The organism is Streptomyces sp. NPDC111520 (assembly GCF_055635295.1).
This window is the reverse complement of record NZ_JBVKBW010000001.1, coordinates 441,697-466,181: the sequence shown is the minus strand read 5'-3', so window position 1 is coordinate 466,181 and position 24,485 is coordinate 441,697. Positions and strand designations below refer to the sequence as shown.

Below are 24,485 nucleotides of genomic sequence, written 5' to 3'. Positions count from 1 at the left end.
CACATGCGCTGACAGATTTCAATATCTGTCAGCGCACGTGTCATCCGTCGCATTCCCGCGGGACCGATCCGGGGGCCGGCCCGCGGGTCCCGGTCCCCGCCCCGCGGCCCCTCAGGCCACTTCGCGCGGCAGCCGCAGGCTGGCCAGCGCCGTCACCGCCACCGCCGCCAGTTGCACGAGCAGCACCACGACCAGCGCCTGCCGGGTCCCGTGCGAGGGGGCGAGGGAGAGGAAGAGGGTGCCGAGGGTGGCCACGCCCAGGGCCAGCGCCGACTGCTGGGTGGTCACCATGACGCCGCTGCCGACACCGGCCCGCTCACCCGGTACGTCCGCGAGCACCAGCCGGAACAGCACGGGCAGTTGCAGCCCCTGGCCGAGGCCGGCGACCGCGACACCCGGCAGCAGGGCCCACGCCGTCATCCCGGGCTGCCAGCTGCGGGCCACGGTCAGAGCCAGCACGGCGATGCCGACGCCCTGCAGGACGCCGCCCGCGGTGACCACGCGCCCGCCGTACCGGCCCACCAGGCGCGGCCCGGCCAGCGAGGCCAGGAAGAACGCCACGGCCATCGGCACCAGCGTGGCGCCCGCCTCCACCGGCCCGTACCGCAGGCCCTGCTGCAGCGCGACCGCGATCACGAACATGAAGCCGCCGAAGCCGATGGAGAACGGCACCAGCAGCGGCAGCGCCCGCCGCATCCCGGCGAGCGCGAAGAGGCTCGGCGGCACGAGCGGGATCCGCCCGGCCCGGTCGGCCCGCCGCTCGACCAGGAAGAACGCCAGGGCCGCGAACGGGAAGACGGTCAGCGACACCCACGTCCACACCGGCCAGCCGGCCGCCCGGCCCTCGGTCAGCGGAGCCAGCAGGGTCACCAGGGACACCGCCAGCAGCAGGGTGCCGGGGCGGTCGACCGGAGCGGGCCGGTCGGAACGGGTCTCCGGCACCGAACGCACCGCGAGCAGCAGACCGGCCACCGCGACCGGCACGTTGACCAGGAACACCGCGCGCCAGCCGGTGCCCGCGATGTCCGCGGCGACCAGGATGCCGCCCAGGATCTGGCCCGCCACCATGGACAGGCCCGCGGTCGCGCCGTACAGGCTGAGCGCCTTGGCCCTGCGGTGGCCGGAGGTCGCGGAGTGGATGGTGGCCAGCACCTGGGGCAGCATCAGCGCGGCCGCCGCGCCCTGTGCGACGCGGGCGCCCACCAGCACCCACGCGTTCGGGGCCAGGCCGCAGGCGAGCGAGGTCAGGCCGAAGGCCGCCATGCCGGCGAGGAAGAGCCGGCGGCGGCCGAAGGAGTCGCCGAGCCGGCCGCCGAGCACCAGCAGCACGGCGTACGCCACGCCGTAGCCGGCCACGACCAGCTCCAGGACGGCGGCACCGGCGTGCAGGTCGGTCTCGATGGCGGGCAGTGCGACGTTGACGATGAAGAAGTCGATGAGCGGGAGCGCCGCACCCAGCAGCACGGTGAACAGGCCCAGCGGGCCGAGCGCCGGTGCGGCGTGGCCGGGCGGCGCCTCGGCGGCCGGTGGCGTGGTTCTCGCGGCCGGCGCCGGGCCGGTGGCGCCGACCCGGATGACCCGGGGCCGCACCTGGGCGCGGGAACCGAGGCCGGCGGAGAGGGGGGCTTCGTTGTGATCGGTCACGTATGCCACGATGACCTTGTTCCCAGGGGGGTACCAGAGACCGTTTATCCGGGTATCGCGACCACCTGGAAATGGCCTGGGGAGTCAGGCACCCTGGAGGTATGACGTCTCCCAGCGCCGCCGCGCGGAGCGAGCTCGCTTCCTTCCTCCGCAGCCGCCGTGAACGGATCTCCCCGGAGCAGGTCGGACTCCCGCCCGGCCGCCGACGGCGCACCCCCGGGCTGCGCCGTGAGGAGGTGGCGCAGCTGGCCGCGGTCGGGGTCACCTGGTACACGTGGCTCGAACAGGCCCGCGAGATCCAGATCTCCGCGCAGGTCGCCGACTCCATCGCCCGGGCCCTGATGCTGGACCCGAACGAGCGCACCCACCTCTTCCTGCTCGCCGGGGTCCCGGACCCCAATCCGCGTGCCCAGTGTCCGGGGATGTCGGACCAGATCCGGGAGATGCTGGCGAAGCTGGAGCCGCTGCCGGCCGCGGTCCTCAACAGCCGCACCGACGTCATCGCCCACAACCGCACCTACGGGCGGCTGGTCGACGACCTCGACCGGCTCCCCTTCGAGGACCGCAACATCATGTGGCTGGCCTTCACCGACCCCGCCTGGCGCGAGGGCCTGCCCGACTGGCACGAGACCAGCCGGCAGCTGGTCGCCAAGTACCGTGCGGCGATGGCCGAGCACCTCGCGGAGCCCGCGTGGAAGTCGCTGGTCAAGCGGCTGGAGCAGGCATCCCCTGAGTTCTGCGAGCTGTGGGAGCGGCACGAGGTGCAGGAACCGGAGAACCGCACCAAGCGCTTCCTCAACCCCCGGGTCGGCCTGCTGACCTTCCACTTCACGCACCTGTGGCTCGGCCCCGGCCAGGGCCCGCGGCTGGTCACCTACTCCCCGGCGGACGCCGCGACCCGCGAACGTCTTGACCGGCTCTACGAGATGGCCGCGTCCGCGCCGAGCGCTATGCCGATGCCGGTGTGAGCAGCCGCTGCCGCGCCTCCATGAGGGCGAAGCCCAGCAGGTTCAGGCCGCGCCACCGCGCTGGGTCGTCGGCGCCGTCCTCGTCGGCCGCCAGGCCGATGCCCCATATGCGGTCCACCGGGCTGGCCTCGACCAGCACGCGCGAGCCGGTGCCCAGCAGGTAGTCGCGCAGCGCCGGGTCCTGGCCGAACTTGGCGAGGTTGCCCTCGACGACCAGTTCCTCGCGGTGCCGTTCCCAGGTCGCGTTGTCGAAGCCGCGCACCTGGCGTCCGAGCTTCTTCGCGGCGTGCGGGTGCGGGGCGGCGAGGATGCGGGCGAGGGTCTGCTCGTCCCCGAAGAGGCGGGCCTTGCCGGCCATCATCCAGTGCTCCGCCGTGGCGTAGCCGACGCCCTCGACGGTGAACTCCGAGGGCCACCACTGGCTCAGGCAGCCCGCGCCCACGCCGCCGTCGCGCTGCGGCTGGTGGCCCCAGAAGAACAGGTACCTGGCCCGGACGCCGCGCGCGGTCAGCTTCGTCAGCGCGGCCCGGGAACGGGCGTCGCGGGGCTCGGTGATCTGCGTCGTCATGTGCGTGACGCTACCGCCGGGCACCGACAACGGCCCCCGGTTTTCCCACGCGAGGCCGCGTGGAAATAAAGGTGCACAATACAGTAAAAGTCCTGGAAGCGGACCGTCGGCGGCAGTACCGTGGAGACCTGCCCGCAACGCAGGTCCCGCGACCGGTTCAGGAGGCAGCCGTATGACAGATCGACTCGACGTCGCGTCGCTGGCCCCCGGCGATCGCGCGGACGCGATCCGCGAATTCTCGTGGTCCGTCAACGGCCGCATAGAGGTAGACCTTCCACCGGACCCGAATCACCTGAGGGCCAATGCGACCACCAGCGCGGTGGGGTCGGTGAAGGTCTCGGAGATCGACTGGAACGTGGCCCGCCTCCGCCGTGCCACTGCCCCGGTGGGCGAGGACATGGTGCCGCACGTCCTCGTCAGTCTGCAGGAAGCGGGGGTCTCCCGGTTCCGCCAGGGGGGCAGGCAGGGTGTGGTGCGGGCGGGAGATCTCGTGGTGCTCCAGAACGCGAAGCCCTATGAGGTCCTCTTCCACGGCACGGTCCAGGCGGTGCTGGTGCGTGTTCCCACCCACATCCTGGGGCTGCGGCCGTCCCTGCTCGACCAAGTCACAGCCGTCCGACTCGGTTCGGAGCGCCCCGTCGTGGGTGCCGCAGCGGCGTTCTTCGCCCGGCTGGCCCATGACCGGGCGGCCGTCGGCGAGGCCGAGACCGCCCTGTTCGCGCAGCCGTGCGTCGACCTGATCAGGGCTGTGGTCACCACGGCCATGGGCCGTGACGACCTGGCCGGACCGCCGCTGAACCGCACGCTTCTTCAGCGTGTTCAGGAATACGTCGGCCTCCATCTGGCGGAACCCGACCTGACTGCCGCACGCATCGCCGCCGAGCACCAGGTTTCGGTACGCCAGCTCTACCTGACCCTGTCCCGAGCCGGAATCACCCTCGGCGAATGGATAAGGACGCAGCGCCTCGAAGAGTGCAGGAGGGAACTGGCCTCGCCGGCACATCAGTTCATGACGATCGAGGCGATCGCGCACCGGTGGGGGTTCGCCAGCGCAGCCCACTTCAGCCGCGTTTTCAAGGCGGCGTACGGCGTGAGCCCCCGCGTGTCGCGGTTGCGGGATTAGGGCCCCCGGTCTTCCCCGGATCACCCCGGTGCGGGCCCCAGCAGCTTGGTCACCACCCGGTCCAGTCCCGCGAGTTCCTCCGGGTCCAGTTCCACCAGGCCGGGCGGGGGAGTGCCCAGGATGCGGTCGGCCTCCCCCGCGGCCGCGGCGCCGGCCGTGGTGACGCTCAGGAGCTTGCGGCGCCGGTCCCGAGGGTGCGGCGTGCGTTCCACCAGACCCCGCCGGGCGAGGTCGTCGACGACGAGCGTGACGTAGGGGCGGTCCGTCATGAGGTCGGCGGCGAGGTCGCCGGGGGTCACGGGGGCCGCCGCGATCCGGCGCAGCGCCTTGACCCGGAAGAAGCTCATCCCGAGGGCGTCGGCGACCTCGCGGCGGCGCTCGTTGCGTTCCAGGACCAGCGTGCGCAGGCCCCGCCACACCCGGGTGGCCGTGGCCTCGTCCGGTCGGGCCCCGTCCAACGGGCGGGCCCCGGTCACCGGGCAGCCACCGGCTGGCGGGCGGCGTCCGCGCTGAGCCGCTCGGCGGCGCGTTCGGCGGTGCCCGCCGCCCAGCGGCCCGAGGTCAGCCACCCCAGCGTCAGGATCGCCACACCGCAGCCGGTGATGATCCACCAGGCCGTGAGGTCGAGCCCGGCGGCGAGCGCGGCGCCCATGACGGCCACGCCCAGGGACTGACCGACCTGCCGGCTGGTCGAGGCGACCGCGGCCGCGACGCCCGCCTGGGTGCGCGGCATGCCGGAGACGGCGGTGTTGGTGATCGGCGCGTTGACGAAGCCGAAGCCGATGCCGAACAGGACGTACGCCGTGAACAGCTTCGCGTCCGAGGCGGTCGCGTCCAGCGCGGCGAACATCACGCCGCTCGCCGTGGTGGCCAAGCCCGCCAGCAGCAGCGGCAGCCGCGGGCCGCGGCTGCCGACGATGCGCCCGGACAGCGGGGCGCAGACCAGGGCCATGGCCGCCATCGGCAGCAGGTGCAGACCGGCGTCCAGGGCGGACAGCCCGCGCACGTCCTGGAGGTACAGGGTGTTGAGGAACAGGAAGCCGGCGAGGGCGGCGAAGGCGCTGACCGCTATCACCGTCGCCCCGCTGAAGGGGGCGCTGCGGAAGAAGCGCGGGTCGATCAGCGGTTCCCTGCGCCGCCGCTCGTAGAGGACCAGGCCCATCGCGGAGCACAGGGCGAGCACGAGGCAGCCGACGATGACCGGGGAGCCCCAGCCCGCCGCGGGCGCCTCGATGATGGCGTACGTCAGCGAGCCGAGCAGCGCGACGACCAGCAACTGGCCGACCGGGTCGATGCGGCGCGGCCGGGGCGCCCGGGACTCGGGCACGTACAGCGCGGTCAGCACCAGGGCCAGCACGCCGATGGGCAGGTTGATCCAGAACACCGAGCGCCAGCCGACCGTCTCCACGAGCGCGCCGCCGATGATCGGTCCGGCGGCCATGCTGATGCCGACGACGCCGCCCCACGCCCCGATCGCCCGCGCGCGTTCGCGCGGGTCGGTGAAGACGTTGGTGATGATCGACATGGCGACGGGGTTGAGCATCGAACCGCCGACCGCCTGCAGCATGCGGAAGACCACCAGCCACTCCAGGCTGGGGGCGATGCTGCACAGCGCGGAGGCCACGGTGAAGATCACCAGGCCGGTGCGGAAGATCCGGCGCCGGCCGATCCGGTCGGCGGTGGAGCCGGAGAGCATGAGCAGCGAGGCCAGCACGAGCGTGTAGGCGTCGATGGTCCACTGCAGTCCGGAGATGGACGTGTGCAGGTCCCGCCGCATGGCGGGCAGCGCGACATTGAGGATGGTGTTGTCGAGGCTGACGATCAGCAGGCTCATGCAGCAGATCGCCAGCACCAGCAGACGTCGGCCCCGGCTCAGCTCGGGCATCGGCTGTTCGGTCTCCCTTGATCCGGATTGATTGTACGTGTGTAACCATTTCACGCTACACCCAGTGTCCCCCCGGCGATACGCGAGAATGGTCCGCATGACTGCTGACGCCACCGCTCCCGCACTCCGCATCGGCCCGCACACCGTGTGGCCGCCGGTGGTGCTGGCGCCGATGGCCGGGATCACCAACGCGCCGTTCCGCACGCTGTGCCGCGGGTTCTCCGGCGGCAAGGGGCTCTTCGTCTCGGAGATGATCACGACCCGGGCCCTCGTCGAGCGCAACGACAAGACCATGCAGCTGATCCACTTCGACGACGGCGAGAAGCCGCGCTCGATCCAGTTGTACGGGGTCGACCCGGTCACCGTCGGCAAGGCGGTCCGGATGATCGTCGACGAGGACCTCGCCGACCACATCGACCTCAACTTCGGCTGCCCGGTCCCCAAGGTGACCCGCAAGGGCGGCGGCTCGGCCCTGCCCTACAAGCGCAACCTGCTCCGCTCGATCCTGCGCGAGGCGGTCGGCAACGCGGGCGACCTGCCGGTCACGATCAAGATGCGCAAGGGCATCGACGACGACCACACCACCTACCTGGACGCCGGCCGGATCGCCGTCGAGGAGGGCGTGACCGCCGTCGCGCTGCACGGCAGGACCGCCGCCCAGCACTACGGCGGCACGGCCGACTGGGAGGCGATCGCCCGCCTCAAGGAGCACGTCCCGGAGATCCCGGTGCTGGGCAACGGGGACGTCTGGAGCGCCGCGGACGCGGTCCGGATGATGCGGGAGACCGGCTGCGACGGCGTCGTCGTCGGCCGCGGCTGCCTCGGCCGCCCCTGGCTCTTCGGCGACCTCGTGGCCGCCTTCGAGGGCGGCGGCGCACCGGCCGCCCCGTCGCTGCGCGAGGTCGCCGGCGTCATGCGGCGCCACGCCGGGCTGCTGGGGGAGTGGCTGGGCGACGAGGAGCGCGGCGTCATCGACTTCCGCAAGCACGTCGCCTGGTACACCAAGGGCTTCTCGGTCGGCTCGGAGATGCGCCGCAAGCTGGCGATGACCTCCTCCCTCGCCGAGCTCGACGCCCACCTCGCCGACCTCGACCTGGACCAGGAATGGCCGGATGGCGCCGAGGGGCCGCGCGGCCGGACGGCGGGGAGCAAGCGCGTGGTGCTCCCGGACGGCTGGCTGGCGGACCCGTACGACTGCTCGGTCGTCGTCGGTGCCGACGCCGAGCTGGACACTTCGGGCGGCTGAGGACGTTCCGCCGGTCCGGGCCGGGGTCCGGACCGGTCCGGACCGGGTCCGGACCGTGGGACGCAGGGCGTACGGGGCGAGTGATTCTCGCCACGCCTGATAGGGGTGTCGCTCAGATGAGCGGGTGGAGTGTCACCACACCTCTCCAATGACTGGCACTGGGTGCCATCGTTGTCGTGGACACATGGTCAAGCCATCCCTCACGTGGAGTGACCGGTTCCGGGTGTGCCGATCACGTGGCGAGAGCATGTGTTCGACGGTTGAACGCACTCCCCGGTCACCCGGAGGGGCGCCATGACTTTCGATCTCTCGGCGGATGGGTGGTTACGACCGTGTGACCTGGTGATTGACGTACTGCGGCGCCTTCGAGATGGGTACGCTCCCCGCCGTCAGGGCATCCCGGCCGCGAGGAGCGAGTCCCGTGTCGGAAGAACAAGTAATCCAGAAGTTCGTCTACGACTTCACTGAGGGCAACAAGGACCTCAAGGACCTGCTCGGCGGCAAGGGCGCGAACCTCGCCGAGATGACCAACCTCGGTCTGCCCGTCCCCCCGGGCTTCACCATCACCACTGAGGCGTGCAAGGTCTACCTGGAGTCGGGCGCAGAACCCGCGGCGCTGCGCGACGAGGTGAGTGCGCACCTCGACGCGCTGGAGCAGCGGATGGGCAAGAGGCTCGGGCAGGCGGACGACCCGCTGCTGGTCTCCGTCCGCTCCGGGGCGAAGTTCAGCATGCCGGGCATGATGGACACGGTCCTCAACATCGGCCTCTCCGACGCCTCCGTCGTGGGCCTGGCCGCGCAGGCCGGCAACGAGCGCTTCGCCTGGGACTCCTACCGGCGCCTCATCCAGATGTTCGGCAAGACCGTGCTGGGCGTCGACGGCGAGCTCTTCGAGGACGCCCTGGAGGACGCCAAACGCGCCAAGGGCACCCACGACGACCTCGACCTGGACGCCGCCGACCTGCGGGCCCTGGTCGACCAGTTCAAGGCCGTCGTCGCCAAGGAGACCGGGCGGGACTTCCCGCAGGACCCGCGCGAGCAGATGGACCTGGCCGTCCGCGCCGTCTTCGACTCGTGGAACGGCGAGCGCGCCAAGCTCTACCGCCGCCAGGAGCGCATCCCCGGCGACCTCGGCACGGCCGTCAACGTCTGCTCCATGGTCTTCGGCAACCTCGGCTCCGACTCCGGCACCGGCGTCGCCTTCACCCGCGACCCCGCCACCGGCCACCAGGGCGTGTACGGCGACTACCTGTGCAACGCGCAGGGCGAGGACGTCGTGGCGGGCATCCGCAACACCGTGCCGCTCGCCGAACTGGAGCAGCTGGACAAGACGTCCTACGACCGGCTGATGCAGATCATGGAGACCCTCGAGACGCACTACAAGGACCTGTGCGACATCGAGTTCACCATCGAGCGCGGCAAGCTGTGGATGTTGCAGACCCGCGTCGGCAAGCGCACCGCGGCCGCGGCCTTCCGCATCGCCACCCAGCTGGTCGACCAGGGCCTGATCGACGAGGCCGAGGCACTGCAGCGGGTCAACGGCGCGCAGCTGGCGCAGCTGATGTTCCCGCGCTTCGACGAGAAGGCCAAGGCCGAGCGGATCGGGTGGGGCATCGCCGCCTCGCCGGGCGCCGCGGTCGGCAAGGCCGTCTTCGACTCGTACACCGCCGTGAAGTGGTCGCGCTCCGGCGAGCAGGTCATCCTCATCCGCCGCGAGACCAACCCCGACGACCTCAACGGCATGATCGCCGCCGAGGGCATCCTCACCTCCCGGGGCGGCAAGACCTCGCACGCCGCCGTCGTCGCCCGCGGCATGGGCAAGACCTGCGTGTGCGGCGCGGAGGAGCTCGAGGTGGACACCAAGCGCCGCCGGATGACGGCCCCGGGCGGGGTCGTCATCGAGGAGGGGGACGTCATCTCCATCGACGGCTCCTCGGGCAAGGTCTACCTCGGCAAGGTGCCGGTCGTGCCGTCCCCGGTCGTGGAGTACTTCGAGGGCCGCATGCACGCCGGCGCCGACGACGCCGACGAGCTGGTGCGGGCCGTGCACCGGATCATGGCGTACGCGGACCGGGTCCGCCGGCTGCGGGTGCGCGCCAACGCCGACAACGCCGAGGACGCCTCGCGTGCCCGGCGCTTCGGCGCCCAGGGCATCGGCCTGTGCCGCACCGAGCACATGTTCCTCGGCGAGCGCCGCGAGCTGGTGGAGCGGCTGATCCTCGCGGACACCGAATCCGAGCGCGACAAGGCGCTCTCCGCGCTGCTGCCGCTGCAGAGGTCCGACTTCGTCGAGCTGTTCGAGGCGATGGACGGGCTGCCGGTCACCGTGCGCCTGCTGGACCCGCCGCTGCACGAGTTCCTGCCCGACATCACCGAGCTGTCGGTGCGCGTGGCCCTCGCCGAGGCGCGCAAGGACGCCAACGAGAACGACCTGCGGCTGCTGCAGGCCGTCCACAAGCTCCACGAGCAGAACCCGATGCTGGGTCTGCGCGGCGTGCGCCTCGGGCTGGTCGTGCCCGGGCTGTTCGCCATGCAGGTGCGGGCCATCGCCGAGGCCGCCGCCGAACGCAGGAACGCCAAGGGCGACCCGCGGGCCGAGATCATGATCCCGCTGGTGGGCACCGTCCAGGAGCTGGAGATCGTCCGCGAGGAGGCCGGGACCGTCATCGCCGAGGTCGAGGCCGCCACGGGCACCGAACTCGGCCTCACCCTCGGCACGATGATCGAGCTGCCCCGCGCCGCCCTGACCGCCGCCCAGATCGCCGAGGCCGCCGAGTTCTTCTCCTTCGGCACCAACGACCTGACGCAGACGGTCTGGGGCTTCAGCCGCGACGACGTCGAGGCGAGCTTCTTCACCGCCTACCTGGAGAAGGGCATCTTCGGCGTCTCCCCGTTCGAGACCATCGACAAGGACGGCGTCGGCTCCCTCGTCCGCTCCGCCGCCGAGGCCGGCCGCGCCACCCGACCCGGCCTCAAGCTCGGCGTGTGCGGCGAGCACGGCGGCGACCCCGAGTCCGTCCACTTCTTCCACGAGGTGGGCCTGGACTACGTCTCCTGCTCCCCGTTCCGCATCCCCGTCGCCCGCCTGGAGGCGGGCCGGGCCGCGGCGCAGGGCAGGCGCGGCGACAGCCGGTAACCCCGGCCCGGAAGACCATCTCCCACCCTCACCGGGGGCGGCACCTTTGTGCGAAGGTGCCGCCCCCGCTTCCGTTCCGCCCGGTCACGACCGGAACGGGCCACGGACCTCGTAGGTGATGCCGCCGGACGAACTGCCGCTCGTGCCGCGCTGGGAGGAGAAGTACAGCCGGGTGCCGTCGGGGGAGAAGGCGGGGCCGGTGATCTCGGAGGCGGACTGGCCGCTGACCCGCAGGAACGGCGAGACGACGTCGGCCGGGGTGATCAGGCAGATCTCCATGGTGCCGCCGTCCTCGGCGACGTAGAGGTCGCCGGAGGAGCTGCCGGTGATGTTGTCCACGCCGGTCAGCGGGGCGGTGCCGGAGACCAGGGAGTCGTCGTACGCCAGCGCGTAGGTGCCGGCGGCCAGGTCGAGCCGCCAGACGCGGTTGTCGCCCTTGGTGGTGAACCAGACGGCGTCGTCGGCGTAGTGGCAGCCCTCGCCGCCGTTGAACCGCTTCGCACCGGAGACCTGACTGCGGGTGGCCGTCGGGGAGCCGTCGGGGTCGGGCACGTTCGCCCAGCCGAAGGAGCCCGACGCGGCGCTGCCGGCCACCAGCACCTGCAGGGTCCCGGCCGACAGGTCGCCCCAGGTGGCCGGGACGAAGCGGTAGAAGCAGCCGTTGGTCTCGTCCTCGGTCAGGTAGACCACCCTGCGCACGGGGTCGGCGGCGGCCGCCTCGTGCTTGAACCGGCCCATGGCGTCGCGGCGGACGGCCGCCTGCACGCCGCGGGGGTCGGTCTCGTAGACGTAACCGAGGCTGACCTCCTCGCAGGACAGCCAGCTGTTCCACGGCGTGCGGCCGCCGGCGCAGTTCTGCCGGGTGCCGGACAGGACGCGGTAGGCGCCCGTGACGTTGCCGGAGGAGTTGAAACGGACCGCGCTCGCACCGCCGTTCGGGTTGACCTCCGAGTTGGACACGTAGATCCAGCCGGTGCCGTCGGCGAAGCACGCGCCGCCGTCGGGCGCACTGTGCCAGGTGTACGAGGTGCCCGCCACGGTCTGGCCGGAGCGGGCGACGACACGACTGGTGAAACCGCTGGGCAGGGCGATGCCGTTGGCGTCGGGCGCCTGCAGCGCGCCGTAGGGGCCGGTGCCGGGCTGGGCGGGCGCGGCGTAGACGGCGCCGCGCATGAGGGTGCCGCCGAAGGCGGCCGCCGAGCTGCCGACCACCGCTCCGCGCAGGAAGGTTCGACGTTCCACGATCACTCCAGGGACGACGGGTGGCCCGCCCGGACCCATCGCCGCGGGCGGGTCGCGCACCGGAAGGCTAGGGCGCGCCCCCTGACGGCGATGCCAACGCAGCGTGAACCCTCCGCCACGGTCTGTCGGATTCACCGTCATGGCAGAGGCACGCGGACGCCCGGCTCACCCCGCCGCGGGCAGCCCGTAGCGGACACCGGTGAGCTGTTCGGAGGCCGCCCACAGCAGTTCGCCGGCCCGGTCGTCGCGGGTCCGCGGGGCGCGCCAGGACGGGGCGGGGGAGCCGCGCCAGCCCTGGAAGCGGGGGCCGGTGAAGGAGTCGGGGCGCACGCCGGGGGCCGTGGCGGCGTACAGCAGCGGGAGCGCTCCGGCGTCCGCGGACTGGGCGACGACCCGGTTCCCGAGTTCCACCACGCGCTCGACGGTCCGGCGGTTCTCCATACGGGCGGCGCGGGTCTGCAACGCCGTGCGCGCGTAACCCGGGTGCGCCGCCGCGGCGACGGTGCCCGCGCCCGCGGCGGCCAGCCGCCGGGACAACTCGTGGACGAAGAGCAGGTTGGCGCTCTTGGAACGGGCGTACGCGATCCAACGGCGGTAGCGACGCTCGCTGTTGAGGTCGCCGGGGTCGATGGTGGCTACCACGTGGACGACGCTGGAGACGGAGACGACCCGGGCGCCCGGGGCGGCCAGCAGGCGCGGCAGCAGCAGCCCGGTGAGGGCGAAGTGGCCGAGGTGGTTCACGCCCATCTGGGTCTCGAAGCCGTCGGCGGTGGTGCCGTACGGCAGCGCCATCACACCGGCGTTGTTGACCAGCAGGTCGAGGGCGGTGCCGTCGTACCCGGCGGCGAAGGCGCGCACCGAGGACAGGTCCCCCAGGTCGAGGTGGCGGTACCCGGCGCGGGCGCCCCGCACTTCGGCCTTCAGGCGGTCGACGGCCTCCTTGCCGCGCGTCTCGCTCCGGCAGGCGAGCAGCACCCGCGCGCCCCTGCGGGCGAGTTCGCGGGCGGTGCAGTAGCCGATGCCGCTGTTCGCTCCGGTGACGACGGCCGTGCGGCCGCTCTGGTCGGGGATGTCCTTCGCGGTCCACACCATGCGGGCCAGCGTAGGGCCGCCGCGCCGCCCTTCACACGGGTGCGCGACGGCCCTTCGGCGTCAGGAGTGCGGGGGACGGTCCTCGCCGGTGCCGCCGGTGCCGAACTCGTCGCCCATCTTGTCCTGAGCGGTGTCGACCTGGCGCTGGTACTTCCCGCCGGTCTTGTCGTCCAGCATGTCGCCGCCCTTGTCGATGCCCTTCTGGGACTGGCTCTCGTGGCCCCTCAGCTTGGCCTTGATCTTGTCGAACATGGACATCGCTGTCCTCCTCGCCGTCAGTGGCACTGCTCTCAGCATCACCGCCCCGACGAAGATCCGCATCCGGAACCCGCGTGGTTGCGAATCCGCAGGTCAGAGGGCCCGCGCCCACCGCGACCGCGGTGGCCGGCTCGTATGGCGGCCGCCCGCCGGACGGTGTACGCGCATCCCGGGGCGCCCCGCGCGGCGGCGTTCCCCTCCACCCGCCCCGCCGGGTCCGGCCGCCGTTGCCGGACCGTCGTCGCGGGTGCCCGAAGGGCGCCCGGCCGCGGCCGCCACGGGCTCGTACCGTGACCCGGCACGACCTGTTCGGCGATCGGCATGTAGCAGGGCGCGCGAGGTGCCGTCGCGGGCGAGGGCGGCCGGCCGGCGGGTCAGGGGGCGGGGACGACCCGGCCGCCGATGTCGACGGTGCCGTCGCGGTGGGGGCGGGTCAGGATCTGGGAGGCGACGCCCTGGCGGACGTCCAGCGGGCGTCCCAGTTCGGCGGTGAGCACCAGCGCGGCGGCCCCCGTCGCCTCGTCCTCGACGATCCCGTCGCCGCGTCGCGGGAAGCCCCGCGCGCGGACCCGCCCGGCGGCCTCGTCCGCCCAGGCCCACGCGTAGAGCCAGCCCTCGCCCGGCGGCGGCGCGGGCAGCGCGTCCACCTCCGCGGGCGAGCCGAACCGCTGGGCGCGGCGCCCGGCCGCCCACTCCGCGCGGCCGCGCACCCAGGTGAAGTCCCCGTCGGCCCAGGCCCTCACCTCGCCGGCCGGCGGCCGGAGCACCTCGGCCCCGAGCAACCACGCCGTGCCCACCGTCGGATGACCCGCGAAGGGCAGCCGCACGCTCGGCGTCCAGATGTCGACGACGCCGCGTGCGGTGTCGTCGACGAAGACGGTCTCGCTGTAACCGAGCTCCGCGGCCAGCCGCTGCCGCGCCTGCGCCCCGGGCACGGACGCGCCGTCCCGCACCACTGCGAGCAGGTTCCCGCCCCGTCCGTCGGGACCCGTGAACACCCGCAGCACCTCGATGTCGGCCATGGGCCGATTCAAGCAGGTGCCGCGCCCGTCACCGCATCCGCACGGGGAAGGCCGGGACCGAGACCGCCTCGTCGTCGAGGCAGCGGCCGCTCTCGAGGTCGAAGCGCTGCTTGAGCAGCGGCGAGGCGACGAAGGCCCGGCCCTCGGCGGTCGAGCCGAGCAGGCCGCGGGACAGGACGTAGGCGCCGGTGAAGGGGTCGCGGTTGTCGATGGCGTACGCACGCCCGTGCCGGTCGGTGAAGAGGGCCGCCTGCCGGCCGTCGGGGAGGAGCGCGGCGACGCCGCGGCCGGGGGTGAGGGCGTCGTGCCCGCAGACGGCGAACCAGTCGGCGGTGCCGGGCAGGAGGACTTCGACGTTCATGCGGTGGTGGTCCCTTCGAGGGTGCGGACGGGGAGCACGGGGCCGGCCAGCAGGCCGAGGTCGGGCCTGACCTGGTCCCGCTCGGGGACGAAGCGGACGGAGGGGTCGGGCACGCCGGGCGCGTTGACGAAGGAGACGAAGCGCCGCAGCCGCTCCGGGTCGTCCAGCGTCTGCGCCCACTCGTCGCGGTAGTTGGCGACGTGGTCGGCCATCTGGCGTTCCAGCTCCGCGCAGATGCCGAGCGAGTCGTGGACGACGACGTCCCGTACGTGGCCGAGCCCGCCCTCGATCCGCTCCAGCCAGGCGGAGGTGCGCTCCAGGCGGTCGGCGGTGCGGATGTAGAACATCAGGAAGCGGTCGACCAGCCGGACGAGTCCGGCGTCGTCCAGGTCCTGGGCGAGCAGGTCCGCGTGGCGCGGGGTGGCACCGCCGTTGCCGCCGACGTAGAGGTTCCAGCCGCCCACTGTGGCGATGACACCGAAGTCCTTGCTCCGCGCCTCCGCGCACTCGCGCTGGCAGCCGGAGACGGCCGACTTGAGCTTGTGCGGGGAGCGCAGGCCCCGGTAGCGCAGCTCCAGGTCGATGGCCATGCGGACGCTGTCCTGCACGCCGTAGCGGCACCAGGTCTGCCCGACGCAGGACTTCACGGTGCGCAGCGCCTTGCCGTAGGCGTGCCCGGACTCGAAGCCGGCGTCCACCAGCCGGGTCCAGATCGCCGGGAGCTGGTCGACCCGGGCGCCGAACAGGTCGATCCGCTGCCCCCCGGTGATCTTGGTGTAGAGGCCGAAGTCGCGGGCCACCTCGCCGATCACGATCAGCTTCTGCGGGGTGATCTCACCGCCGGGGATGCGGGGCACGATCGAGTACGAGCCGTTGCGCTGCAGGTTGGCCAGGAAGTGGTCGTTGGTGTCCTGCAGCGCGGCCTGCTCGCCGTCCAGGACGTAGCCGGAGGCGCCGATCGTCGGGGCGAGCGAGGCGATGATCGAGCCGACGGCCGGCTTGCAGACCTCGCAGCCCTCGCCGCCGCGGGCGCCCTCGCGGCCGTGCCGGTCGAGCAGCTCGCGGAAACCGGTGATCCGCAGCGCCCGCACGATCTCGTAGAGCTCCTGGCGGGTGTGCGCGAAGCAGCCGCACAGCCCCTTGTCGACCTCGACGCCCGAGGCCTCCAGCTCGGCCGTGACCAGTTGGCCCAGCACCTTCACGCAACTGCCGCAGCCGGTCCCGGCCCTGGTGCACTTCTTCACCTCGGGGACGGTGGCGCAGCCGTGTTCGGTGACCGCGCCGCGGATCGTGCCCTTGGTGACGTTGTGGCAGGAGCAGATGACCGCCCCGTCGGGCAGTGCGGACGGGCCCAGCGTCACGGGGGCGCCCGCGCCCGCCGGGAGCACCAGCTGCTCGGCGGGGACCGGGGGCACCGAGCCGGTGAGCGGGCGCAGCATGCCGTACTGCTCGGCGTCGCCGACCAGGATGCCGCCCAGCAGCACACCGTCCGGCGCGACGACCAGCTTCTTGTAGACCCCGGAGCGGGAGTCGGAGTAGACCACGTCGAGGCAGCCCGCGGTCGCGCCGTGCGCGTCGCCGAAGGAGGCCACGTCGACGCCGAGCAGCTTCAGCTTGGTGGAGGTGTCGGCGCCGGTGAAGGAGCCCTCCTCGCCGGCGACGGCCTTCGCCGCGGTCTCCGCCATGTCGTAGCCCGGCGCGACCAGGCCGTACACCCGGCCGTCCGAGGCGAGGGCGCACTCGCCGATCGCGTAGACGTGCGGGTCCTCGGTGCGGCAGGTCGCGTCGACGACGATGCCGCCGCGCTCGCCGACCGGCAGCCCGCAGTCCCGGGCGAGCTGGTCGCGCGGCCGTACGCCCGCCGAGAAGACCACCAGGTCGGCGTCGAGCGACGAGCCGTCCGACAGCGCCATGCCCCGGACCGAGCCGTCGCCCGCCGTGAGGATCTCCTGCGTGCCCACCCCCGTGTGGACGGTCACGCCCATGTCCTCGACGGTGCGCCGCAGCGCCTCGCCGCCGCCCTCGTCGACCTGCACCGGCATCAGCCGGGGCGCGAACTCCACGACGTGCGTGTCCAGTCCGAGGCCCTTGAGGGCGCCCGCCGCCTCCAGCCCGAGGAGTCCGCCGCCGACCACCGCGCCGGTGCGGGAGGTCATCGCGTACTCCTCGATGGCCAGCAGGTCCTCGATGGTGCGGTAGACGAAGCAGCCGCCCGCGTCCTTGCCGGGGACCGGCGGCACGAAGGGGTAGGAGCCGGTGGCGAGCACCAGGGTGTCGTAGCCGACGGTGCGGCCGGAGCGGGAGGTGACGGTCCGGGCCTCCCGGTCGACGGCCACCGCCGGGTCGCCCAGGTGCAGTTCGATGCCGTGCTCCGCCATGAAGCCGGCCTCCACCAGGGAGAGCGCCTCCGGGCCGGTGCCGGCGAAGTACGAGCTGAGGTGGACGCGGTCGTACGCCGGGCGGGGCTCCTCGCAGAGCACCACCACCCGGGCGCGGGAGGTCAGGCCCCGGTCGGCCAGCGCCTCCAGGAACCGCTGTCCGACCATCCCGTGGCCGACGAGCACAATGGTGGGCGTGGTCATGTCAGGACCCTCCGTTGTCGGTGAGCAGGTGGAGCGGGGGAGCGGGCAGTGCCTCGTCGCCCTCCCAGGTGCGGGCGAGGGCGCCCACGGTGCTGAGGTCGCCGAGGAGGATGCCGCCGACGAGGCGGTCACCGCGCAGGACGACCTTCCGGTACGCGCCGCGCGTGGCGTCGGCGAGCCGGAGCACGTCGTCGCCCGGTGCGGGGGTGGTCTCGCCGAAGGAGGCGATGTCCAGGGCCGCCGGGCCGTTGAGGGTGAGCCGGGTCAGCGAACGGGTGCCGCCGTACCGTGGCCCGGGGCCGGCCGTCAGGACGTCCGCCAGCGCGTCCGCCTGCTCGGTTGCCGGGCCCGCGAGGCCGTAGACGACGCCGTCGTGCTGGGCGCAGTCGCCGACGGCGTGCACCGACGGGTCCGAGGTGCGCAGCGCGTCGTCCACCACCACCCCCTGGGCGACGGCCAGCCCCGCCGCCCGGGCCAGCCCGACCCGGGGCCGCACGCCGCAGGCCAGCACGACCAGGTCGGTGCCGAGGCGGTAGCCGTCGGCGAGTTCGACCGCGGTGACGACGCCGGGCGCCGCCGTCCGCGTCCGCCGTGGGGGCCGCGCGCCCCCGTCCGCGTCGCGGGTCAGCAGACCGCGTACCCGGCACTGGGTGTGCACCTCGACGCCCAGCCCCTCCAAATGCACGCGCAGCAACTCCGATGCAGCGCTGTCGAGATGGCGTTCCATCAGGTGCTCGCCCTGGGTGGCGACCACCACCTGCGCCCCGCGCGCCGCCAGCGCCCGCGCCGCCGACACCCCGAGCAGCCCGCCGCCGACGACCACCGCCCGCACCCCGGGGTGAGCCGCAGCGGACAGCGCCAGGCAGTCGTCCATCGTCCGGAAGGCGTGCACCCCCTCGGGGAAGGAGCCGCCGTCCTGCGCGAACAGCCCGCGCAGCGGCGGTAGTACGGGGTTGGAGCCGGTCGCCAGCACCAGCCGGTCGTACCGGAGCACCCCGCCGTCGTCGCAGACCACGGCCCGCTCGGCACGGTCGATCCGCACCACCCGGACCCCCCGGCGCTGCACCGCGCCGGGCACCCCGGGCAGCGCGACCGCCTCCGGCGCGTACCGGCCCGCCAGCACCTCCGCGAGCAGCACCCGGTTGTACGGGGCGTGCCGCTCCTCGCCGACCACCGTCACGTCCGCGCCGGAGGGCGCCAGACGCTGCGCGAGGCGCGCCCCCGCCATTCCGCCGCCGACCACCACCATCCTCATGGCACGAGCCTGCGGTGCCGCTGTTACCCGGCCGCATCCCCGTCGTTTCCCCCGGGGAACAGTGCCCTCAGCGCCGGCCCGGACCTGCTGTGAGCCCGAAGCGGCATCCGACTACGGCCGGTCGACCCTGATCATGGCGATCCCGGGCCGGACCTTGGCCACCGACGCGAAGTCCTGGTCGGCGTGGATCAGGGTCAGACCGTGGGCCTCGGCGGTCAGCGCGATGAGGATGTCCATGGGTGACGGTCCGCGGTGGTGCCCGATGGCGATCAGATCACGCTGCACGGCATGGATCCGGCGCCAGGGGTCGTCGAGCGCAGGGCACCAGCCGAAGGTCCGGCGCAGCACGGAGAGGAACGGTTCGTAGTCGCGATCTGCGCGGACCCCGGTCATCAACTCGGCTTCGACCGGCGGGCACATGGCGACCAGCCCCCGGGCCAGATGCGTGGGCCACGGCTCGGGGATCTGTCGCCGCAACAGGCGCCACACCGCCGAGGTGTCGGCGAGGTAGCTCATCGGCCGCCGCGCTCCTGTTCCGCCAGGTAGTCGAAGTCCAGGACGTCCTCGGCGTGCTCCTGGAGCCATGCAAGACCGCGGGCACGGTCGTCCGCGCTTGTCCCGGCCGCTATCGACAGGGCCAGGTTGATCGTCTCGCGCTTCGTCTTGGTGCCGAGCTGCCGCTGGGCGAAGGCGAGCATTGCGTCGTCCAGATCGATGACCGTGCGTGCCATGACAAGCCTCCCGGTTGATATCAGGCAGGATGCCAGTATATCAACAGTGATATCAGACGTCGATGGTCCGCGGCTCTGCCCGCTCGACGCGGACCGCGCACACCTTGAACTCGGGCATGCGGGACGTCGGGTCCAGCGCCGGATTGGTGAGGGTGTTGGCGCGGCCCTCGCCCGCCCAGTGGAAGGGCATGAAGACCGTGTCCGGACGGATCGCGCCGTCCACCCGGGCCGGCGCCACCGCGCGGCCCCGGCGGGAGGTGACGGCGACCGGGTCGCCCTCGGCGACACCGATGCGCTCCGCCAGGCGGGGGTGGAGCTGCACGAAGGGACCGGGCGCGGCGGCGTTCAGCTCCGCCACCCGCCGCGTCTGGGCGCCCGACTGGTACTGCGCCAGCACCCGGCCGGTCGTCAGGTACAGCGGGAACTCCCCGTCCGGCTCCTCGGCCGCCGGCCGGTGCAGCACCGGCACGAACCGGGCCCGGCCGTCCGGCGTCGCGAACCGGTCGAGGAACAGCCGGGGCGTGCCCGGGTGCGCGGCGGCCTCCCCGGCCGGGACGTCCGGGCACGGCCAGAACACCCCGTCCTCCGCCTCGATCCGGCGGTAGGTGATCCCCGAGTAGTCCGCGGGCCCGCCCGCCGACGCGCGGCGCAGCTCGTCGAAGACCTCCTCCGGGTCGGCCGGGAAGCCCTTCTCCGTACCCAGCCGCGCGGCCAGCGCGTTCAGCACGTCCAGGTCGCTGCGCACGCCCTCCGGCGGGTCCACGGCCCTGCGCCGCAGCAGCACCCTGCCCTCCAGGTTCGTCGTGGTGCCCGTCTCCTCGGCCCACTGCGTCACCGGCAGCACCACGTCGGCCATCGCCGCCGTCTCCGAGAGCACCACGTCGCACACGGCGAGGAAGTCCAGCGCCGCGACGCGCTCCGTGACGTGCGCCGCCCGCGGCGCGGAGACCACGGGGTTGGAGCCCATGAGCAGCAGGCCCTTCACGTCCCGGCCCAGCGCGTCCAGCAGTTCGTACGCGCTGCGCCCCGGCCCCGGCAGGTCGTCCGGGTCGACCCCCCACACACCGGCCACGTGGGCGCGCGCCGCCGGGTCGTCGAGCCTGCGGTAGCCCGGGAGCTGGTCGGCCTTCTGGCCGTGCTCCCGGCCGCCCTGGCCGTTGCCCTGCCCCGTGAGGCATCCGTACCCGGACAGCGGGCGCCCCGCGCGGCCCGTCGCCAGGCACAGGTTGATCCACGCGCTCACCGTGTCCGTGCCCTTCGACTGCTGCTCAGGGCCGCGCGCGGTGAGCACCATGGCGTCCGGCACGCCGCAGAACATCTCCACCGCCTCGCGCAGTCGCGGCACCGGCACCCCCGTGATCCGCTCGACCAGCTCGGGCCAGAGCGTCATCGCCGCGGCGCGCGCCTCCGGCCAGCCGGTCGTCCGCTCCGCGACGAAGTCCTTGTCCACGCGGCCCTGCGCGACGATCAGGTGCAGCAGGCCCAGCGCGAGGGCGAGGTCGGTGCCCGGACGCGGCTGCAGGTGCAGGTCGGCGTGCTCGGCGGTGCGCGTCCGGCGCGGGTCCACGACGATCAGCCGGCCGCCGTTCTCCCTCAGCTCCGTGAAGTACCGCAGCGCCGGCGGCATCGTCTCGGCGAGGTTCGAGCCGACCAGGATCACGCAGCCGGTCCGCGGGACGTCCGCCAGCGGGAACGGCAGGCCCCGGTCCAGCCCGAAGGCCCTGGAGTGGGCGGCCGCGGCGGAGGACATGCAGAAGCGGCCGTTGTAGTCGATCTGGGAGGTCCGCAGCACCACGCGGGCGAACTTGCCCAGGGCGTACGCCTTCTCGTTCGTCAGCCCCCCGCCGCCGAACACACCGACGGCGTCGGGGCCGTGGGCGGCCCGCACCCGGCGCAGGCCTTCCGCGACCCGGTCCAGGGCGTCCTCCCACGAGGCGGGCTCCAGCCCCCCGGAGGCGGGGTCCCTGACCAGGGGGCCGGTCAGCCGGGCGGACGGGGCCAGCACGGCGGGCGCGGTGCGGCCCTTTCCGCACAGGGCGCCCCTGTTCACGGGGAAGTCCCGCTCCACGACGTCCGGGACGCCCCCGGCGGCGGGGCGGAGGCCCATTCCGCACTGCAGGGCGCAGTAGGGGCAGTGGGTGTCGACGGTTCCGCCGGGGCTCACGCTCATAGCGTCCACGATGCGGCGCCGGTGTTTCGCGTCGCGCCCGTGGGGGTTACGGGGGCCGCACGGGCGGCTCCCCGCGGGGCTGCACCGGTTGTGAGGGTGCGGCGCCGTCGTTGTGTGCGGGTTCGTTGCGCCTGCGGCGGGCTGTCCGCCGCCCGCCCGCCCTCCCCCAGCCTTCGGCCTGGGGGACCCCATCGGCCCACCCCGGCACACCCCCTCCCGCCGATATGGGCGCACAACGGCCGGTGGGGGACATGGAGGCAGTCCGGGGTTGCCCCGAACCGCGCTCTGACCCCGCGGCCCCGTGGTTCAGGCCCGCATCATTCGGCACCGGGTCTGCCAACCGCTGCTCACTCGCGCAAGGCGCGGGAGACCCTTCGGGCCGCCGCGCGAACGGCGGGAGCGAGCGTCTGGGGGGATTGACTGCCCGCCCTGAAGGCGATCGACAGGGCCGCAACGACCGAGCCGCCCGTACCGTGGATCGGCGCTCCGACGCAGTGGACGTCCGGCCCCACCATCCTGTCGCTGCTGGCGTACCCCTGCCTGCGTACGTCGGCCAGCAGGGAGCGGAGCCGGGCGGGAGAGGTGACCGTGTAACCGGTGTACCGACGCGGCGGGGTGCTCAGGTACTCCTCACGGACGTCGTCGGGTGCGTGGGCGAGCAGGACGAGTCCCGCTCCCGTGGCGAAGGCTCCGAAGCGGCCTCCCACCCGGCTGTCGGCCTGCGGGGCGCCCGGCGCGCTCAGCCGCTCCAGGAAGACGACGTCCAGGTGGTCCCGCACGGTGAGGTGGATGTGTTGCTCCTTCGTGACGTCGTACAGGTCGTGCAGGATCGGCAGGGCCACATCGCGCAGCGGGAGGCCGCGGGGCGCGAGGGCGGCCACCTCCCACAGGCGCAGGCCCACCCGGTAGCGCCGGTCCGGTCCGCGCTCCAGGGCTCCCCAGGCGACGAGTTCGGCGGCACGACGATGGACCGTCGGCAACGACAGGCCCGTTCGCGTGGACAACTCGGTGAGGGTGAGGGCGGGGTCCTCGTGGGTGAAGGCCCCGAGCAACGCCAGGACCTTGCCGGTCACCGACATACCGTGTTCGTCGGGCATGTTCATGCCCCTTCCTTCGTGTGCGGGACGGTCTCCGCGCCGTTCGCCGGACGTGCCGGCCGGGGCCCCTCCCCGCACGACGGCCTGCGCCGTCGTGCGGGGAGCGGCGGGCCGCCGGGCGATGCCGGGGCCCGCCTGCCGTCAGTGGACGGTTGCGGCGGCCTTCTTGATGAGGTCGGTGACGATGCCGGGGTTGGTGACCTGGGCGGCGTGGGGCGTGTTGGCCTCGACGGTGTGGGCGTGGGCGCGGTCGGCCATGAAGCGCTCGGTGGCCGGCGGGATCACGTGGTCGTCCTTGGAGACGAGGTACCAGGACGGGACGGTCTTCCAGGCGGGGTCGCCGGGGGAGCCCTCGGCGAGCGCCTCGGGGGCGGCGGGGCTCTGGGTGGCGGCGAGTTCGGCGGCGGTCCTGGCGCTGACGCGGTTGCTGAGGAAGAGGTTGCGGTACTGGTCGGCCTTGGCGTAGAGATCGACCCCGGTGGTGCCGTCGGCCTTGGGGAAGGCGAAGGGGGTCAGGGCGGTGGGGATCTGGGCGTCGGGGTCGTTGGTGATCTGGGAGCCGGGGAACTTCTTCGTCAGGGTCGTGACGTCCTCGTACTTGTCCGGTGCGAAGGCGGAGATGTAGACGAGCGCCTTGACGTTCTTGTTCCCGGTGGCGGCGTTGGTGATGACCATGCCGCCGTAGGACTGGCCGACCAGGACGACGGGGCCCTGGATGGTCTTGAGGTACGAGGCCAGGTAGGAGGAGTCGGCGGTCACACCGCGCAGACCGGTGGGCGGCGCGACCACCGGGTAGCCGTCGCCCTGGAGGCGCTTGACGACGCCGCTCCAGCCGGCGGCGTCCGACCAGGCCCCGTTGACCAGGACGACGGTCGGCTTGGGAGCCGCCGGGGTGCGGTGGGCGGGCGAGGCCGACGCGAACGTGGTCACACCGCCGGCGAGGGCGACCCCGGTCGCAGCGAGTACGGCGACACGGAACGTACGACGGCGAAGCATGGATGTCTCCTAGTGCGATGGGGTTGTCGGCGCGGGCACACACGCCCGGCCGGTGGGGAGCGCGACGATCGCGTCCCCTGGAGAGCCCCCGTGAGCGGCGGGGGTGGCGCGCGGACCGTCGGTGCCGGACGCCGCGTTCATGAGGTCAGGGGCCGGCGGTCTCCGGGCCCCGCGGCCGGTGCCCCCGCGGACCGCGGTCACGCGTGGGCGGGCGCGTGGCCCGCGGCCCAGTCCAGCGCGAAGTCGGCGACTTCCTGCCAGCCGTCCTGGCCGATGATGAAGTGCGAGCGGCCGGGGAACTCCCGGTACTCCGTCACGGCCGGCGACTTGCGGTAGAGCTTCCAGTTCGCCTTGTTGACCTTGGCCGGGACGATGTGGTCGACCTCTCCCGCGATGAACAGGAGCGGGGACCGGCGGCCGTTCCGGAAGTCGATCCGGGTGACGGCCCGGGGGTTGAAGTTGGCGAACGCCCCCTGGAAGAGGACGCGGGCCGAGCCGGGGACGGCGTACCGCTCGTAGCGGGCAGCCGATTCGCCCTCGCTCAACGTGTTGGTGATGGCGTAGTGGAACTGCCGCGCCGTCAGCGAGACCGCCTTGTTCTTGTTGGCAGGGCTCTTCAGGACCGGCCAGGCCGATCTGAGGGTGGACAGCGGAAGGGGCAGCACACCCTTGACGGCCGCGGAGTCGATGGCGACCCCGGCACTGCCCAGGCCCCGGTCGAGCAGGATCTGCACGACGGTGCCGCCGAAGGAGTGGCCCATCAGGATGGGCGGACGGGACAGGTCACGGATGACCCTCTCGTAGTGGTCGACCACCTCGCCCAGGCCGATCCCGGCGATGCCCGAGGGGTCCCTCCGCAACTCCTCCACCTCGCGGTCGAGCCCGGGCCAGGCGGGAGCGATGACCCGGTACCCCCGCGCCTCGTAGTGCTTCTTCCATCCCTCCCAGCTGCGCGGGTTCACCCACAGGCCGTGGATGAGCACGATCGTGCCCGCCTCATTGGCGTGGGGCTCACTCATACGGACCTCCACAATGAATAGAACGTTCTGTTCACTAAAGCTAGTCGAGCGGTTGCCCGCGGGCAACCGGTGACGCGGAAGGCAGGGGCG

21 protein-coding genes are annotated in these 24,485 nt (G+C 73.0%); 4 read left to right on the top strand and 17 right to left on the bottom strand.

Features of this window, described 5'->3' with window-relative positions:
* Positions 1-111: 111 nt before the first annotated feature.
* Positions 112-1,644: an MFS transporter gene (locus ACZ7MY_RS02175; protein ID WP_499598829.1), complete on the bottom strand. Its 1,533-nt coding sequence runs from the start codon at positions 1,642-1,644 to the stop codon at positions 112-114.
* Between the two features lie 101 nt (positions 1,645-1,745).
* Between ACZ7MY_RS02175 and ACZ7MY_RS02170 the strand changes: the two genes are divergently transcribed.
* Positions 1,746-2,612 carry a helix-turn-helix transcriptional regulator gene (locus ACZ7MY_RS02170; RefSeq protein ID WP_499598827.1) on the top strand — a complete coding sequence of 289 codons (867 nt, stop codon included), beginning with the start codon at positions 1,746-1,748 and terminating at the stop codon, positions 2,610-2,612.
* Here ACZ7MY_RS02170 and ybiA read toward each other — a convergent pair.
* Positions 2,593-3,180 (bottom strand): riboflavin biosynthesis intermediates N-glycosidase, encoded by a 588-nt coding sequence (gene ybiA, locus ACZ7MY_RS02165; RefSeq protein WP_499598825.1) that lies wholly within the window; start codon positions 3,178-3,180, stop codon positions 2,593-2,595. The two genes, ACZ7MY_RS02170 and ybiA, sit on opposite strands and share 20 nt — an antisense overlap.
* Positions 3,181-3,352: 172 nt before the next feature.
* Between ybiA and ACZ7MY_RS02160 the strand changes: the two genes are divergently transcribed.
* Positions 3,353-4,303, top strand: a complete 951-nt coding sequence (locus ACZ7MY_RS02160; RefSeq protein ID WP_499598824.1) for a helix-turn-helix domain-containing protein — start codon at positions 3,353-3,355, stop codon at positions 4,301-4,303.
* A 20-nt stretch (positions 4,304-4,323) separates the two neighbouring features.
* Here ACZ7MY_RS02160 and ACZ7MY_RS02155 read toward each other — a convergent pair whose 3' ends face one another.
* Together ACZ7MY_RS02155 and ACZ7MY_RS02150 are read right to left on the bottom strand one after the other, a co-directional pair.
* Entirely contained in the window at positions 4,324-4,779 is a 456-nt protein-coding gene (locus ACZ7MY_RS02155; protein ID WP_499598823.1) for a MarR family winged helix-turn-helix transcriptional regulator, read from the bottom strand.
* Positions 4,776-6,188: an MFS transporter gene (locus ACZ7MY_RS02150; RefSeq protein ID WP_499598821.1), complete on the bottom strand. Its 1,413-nt coding sequence runs from the start codon at positions 6,186-6,188 to the stop codon at positions 4,776-4,778. The genes ACZ7MY_RS02155 and ACZ7MY_RS02150 overlap by 4 nt, the downstream gene beginning before the upstream one ends.
* Positions 6,189-6,285: 97 nt before the next feature.
* Here ACZ7MY_RS02150 and dusB point away from each other — a divergent pair, with 97 nt between their 5' ends.
* Together dusB and ppdK are read left to right on the top strand one after the other, a co-directional pair.
* On the top strand, positions 6,286-7,434 hold the full coding sequence (gene dusB / locus ACZ7MY_RS02145) for a tRNA dihydrouridine synthase DusB (protein ID WP_499598819.1): 1,149 nt from the start codon (positions 6,286-6,288) through the stop codon (positions 7,432-7,434).
* Positions 7,435-7,873: 439 nt separating this feature from the next.
* Positions 7,874-10,570: a pyruvate, phosphate dikinase gene (gene ppdK / locus ACZ7MY_RS02140; RefSeq protein ID WP_499599342.1), complete on the top strand. Its 2,697-nt coding sequence runs from the start codon at positions 7,874-7,876 to the stop codon at positions 10,568-10,570.
* A gap of 84 nt (positions 10,571-10,654) precedes the next feature.
* On the opposite strand, the gene ACZ7MY_RS02135 is transcribed toward ppdK, so the two are convergent.
* The 13 genes from ACZ7MY_RS02135 to ACZ7MY_RS02075 form a co-directional block, all read right to left on the bottom strand.
* Positions 10,655-11,812 (bottom strand): alkaline phosphatase PhoX, encoded by a 1,158-nt coding sequence (locus tag ACZ7MY_RS02135; protein WP_499598818.1) that lies wholly within the window; start codon positions 11,810-11,812, stop codon positions 10,655-10,657.
* Positions 11,813-11,977: 165 nt separating this feature from the next.
* Positions 11,978-12,904, bottom strand: a complete 927-nt coding sequence (locus tag ACZ7MY_RS02130; protein ID WP_499598816.1) for an oxidoreductase — start codon at positions 12,902-12,904, stop codon at positions 11,978-11,980.
* A 60-nt stretch (positions 12,905-12,964) separates the two neighbouring features.
* A complete protein-coding gene (locus ACZ7MY_RS02125) occupies positions 12,965-13,162 on the bottom strand; it encodes an antitoxin (RefSeq protein WP_499598814.1) in 198 nt (65 codons plus the stop codon).
* A gap of 374 nt (positions 13,163-13,536) precedes the next feature.
* Positions 13,537-14,184, bottom strand: a complete 648-nt coding sequence (locus ACZ7MY_RS02120) for a PhzF family phenazine biosynthesis protein (protein WP_499598813.1) — start codon at positions 14,182-14,184, stop codon at positions 13,537-13,539.
* 28 nt (positions 14,185-14,212) lie between these two features.
* Entirely contained in the window at positions 14,213-14,545 is a 333-nt protein-coding gene (nirD, locus tag ACZ7MY_RS02115; RefSeq protein ID WP_499598811.1) for a nitrite reductase small subunit NirD, read from the bottom strand.
* Complete coding sequence (gene nirB, locus ACZ7MY_RS02110) at positions 14,542-17,127, bottom strand: nitrite reductase large subunit NirB (RefSeq protein ID WP_499598810.1); 2,586 nt, start codon at positions 17,125-17,127, stop codon at positions 14,542-14,544. The genes nirD and nirB overlap by 4 nt, the downstream gene beginning before the upstream one ends.
* Position 17,128: 1 nt before the next feature.
* Positions 17,129-18,382 (bottom strand): NAD(P)/FAD-dependent oxidoreductase, encoded by a 1,254-nt coding sequence (locus ACZ7MY_RS02105; protein WP_499598809.1) that lies wholly within the window; start codon positions 18,380-18,382, stop codon positions 17,129-17,131.
* Between the two features lie 111 nt (positions 18,383-18,493).
* Positions 18,494-18,898, bottom strand: coding sequence for a PIN domain-containing protein (locus ACZ7MY_RS02100; protein ID WP_499598808.1), 405 nt, complete (start codon positions 18,896-18,898; stop codon positions 18,494-18,496).
* Positions 18,895-19,113, bottom strand: coding sequence for a type II toxin-antitoxin system VapB family antitoxin (locus tag ACZ7MY_RS02095; protein ID WP_319140420.1), 219 nt, complete (start codon positions 19,111-19,113; stop codon positions 18,895-18,897). The genes ACZ7MY_RS02100 and ACZ7MY_RS02095 overlap by 4 nt, the downstream gene beginning before the upstream one ends.
* Positions 19,114-19,165: 52 nt before the next feature.
* Positions 19,166-21,283, bottom strand: coding sequence for a molybdopterin oxidoreductase family protein (locus ACZ7MY_RS02090; protein ID WP_499598807.1), 2,118 nt, complete (start codon positions 21,281-21,283; stop codon positions 19,166-19,168).
* Positions 21,284-21,630: 347 nt separating this feature from the next.
* Positions 21,631-22,386 (bottom strand): IclR family transcriptional regulator, encoded by a 756-nt coding sequence (locus tag ACZ7MY_RS02085; protein WP_499598806.1) that lies wholly within the window; start codon positions 22,384-22,386, stop codon positions 21,631-21,633.
* A 135-nt stretch (positions 22,387-22,521) separates the two neighbouring features.
* The gene (locus ACZ7MY_RS02080; RefSeq protein WP_499598805.1) at positions 22,522-23,376 is read right to left on the bottom strand and encodes an alpha/beta fold hydrolase; all 855 of its coding nucleotides are present in this window, start codon (positions 23,374-23,376) and stop codon (positions 22,522-22,524) included.
* Positions 23,377-23,573: 197 nt separating this feature from the next.
* On the bottom strand, positions 23,574-24,395 hold the full coding sequence (locus ACZ7MY_RS02075; RefSeq protein ID WP_499598804.1) for an alpha/beta hydrolase: 822 nt from the start codon (positions 24,393-24,395) through the stop codon (positions 23,574-23,576).
* Between the last annotated feature and the right edge of the window lie 90 nt (positions 24,396-24,485).

Coding starts and splice junctions, on each gene's coding strand:
- ACZ7MY_RS02160 (WP_499598824.1), top strand. CDS start 3,353: ATGACAGATCGACTCGACGTCGCGTCGCTGGCCCCCGGCGATCGCGCG.
- ACZ7MY_RS02085 (WP_499598806.1), bottom strand. CDS start 22,386: ATGAACATGCCCGACGAACACGGTATGTCGGTGACCGGCAAGGTCCTG.
- ACZ7MY_RS02105 (WP_499598809.1), bottom strand. CDS start 18,382: ATGAGGATGGTGGTGGTCGGCGGCGGAATGGCGGGGGCGCGCCTCGCG.
- ACZ7MY_RS02095 (WP_319140420.1), bottom strand. CDS start 19,113: ATGGCACGCACGGTCATCGATCTGGACGACGCAATGCTCGCCTTCGCC.
- nirB (WP_499598810.1), bottom strand. CDS start 17,127: ATGACCACGCCCACCATTGTGCTCGTCGGCCACGGGATGGTCGGACAG.
- ACZ7MY_RS02170 (WP_499598827.1), top strand. CDS start 1,746: ATGACGTCTCCCAGCGCCGCCGCGCGGAGCGAGCTCGCTTCCTTCCTC.
- ACZ7MY_RS02075 (WP_499598804.1), bottom strand. CDS start 24,395: ATGAGTGAGCCCCACGCCAATGAGGCGGGCACGATCGTGCTCATCCAC.
- dusB (WP_499598819.1), top strand. CDS start 6,286: ATGACTGCTGACGCCACCGCTCCCGCACTCCGCATCGGCCCGCACACC.
- ACZ7MY_RS02080 (WP_499598805.1), bottom strand. CDS start 23,376: ATGCTTCGCCGTCGTACGTTCCGTGTCGCCGTACTCGCTGCGACCGGG.
- ybiA (WP_499598825.1), bottom strand. CDS start 3,180: ATGACGACGCAGATCACCGAGCCCCGCGACGCCCGTTCCCGGGCCGCG.
- ACZ7MY_RS02130 (WP_499598816.1), bottom strand. CDS start 12,904: ATGGTGTGGACCGCGAAGGACATCCCCGACCAGAGCGGCCGCACGGCC.
- ACZ7MY_RS02150 (WP_499598821.1), bottom strand. CDS start 6,188: ATGCCCGAGCTGAGCCGGGGCCGACGTCTGCTGGTGCTGGCGATCTGC.
- ACZ7MY_RS02120 (WP_499598813.1), bottom strand. CDS start 14,184: ATGGCCGACATCGAGGTGCTGCGGGTGTTCACGGGTCCCGACGGACGG.
- ACZ7MY_RS02100 (WP_499598808.1), bottom strand. CDS start 18,898: ATGAGCTACCTCGCCGACACCTCGGCGGTGTGGCGCCTGTTGCGGCGA.
- nirD (WP_499598811.1), bottom strand. CDS start 14,545: ATGAACGTCGAAGTCCTCCTGCCCGGCACCGCCGACTGGTTCGCCGTC.
- ACZ7MY_RS02090 (WP_499598807.1), bottom strand. CDS start 21,283: ATGAGCGTGAGCCCCGGCGGAACCGTCGACACCCACTGCCCCTACTGC.
- ACZ7MY_RS02125 (WP_499598814.1), bottom strand. CDS start 13,162: ATGTCCATGTTCGACAAGATCAAGGCCAAGCTGAGGGGCCACGAGAGC.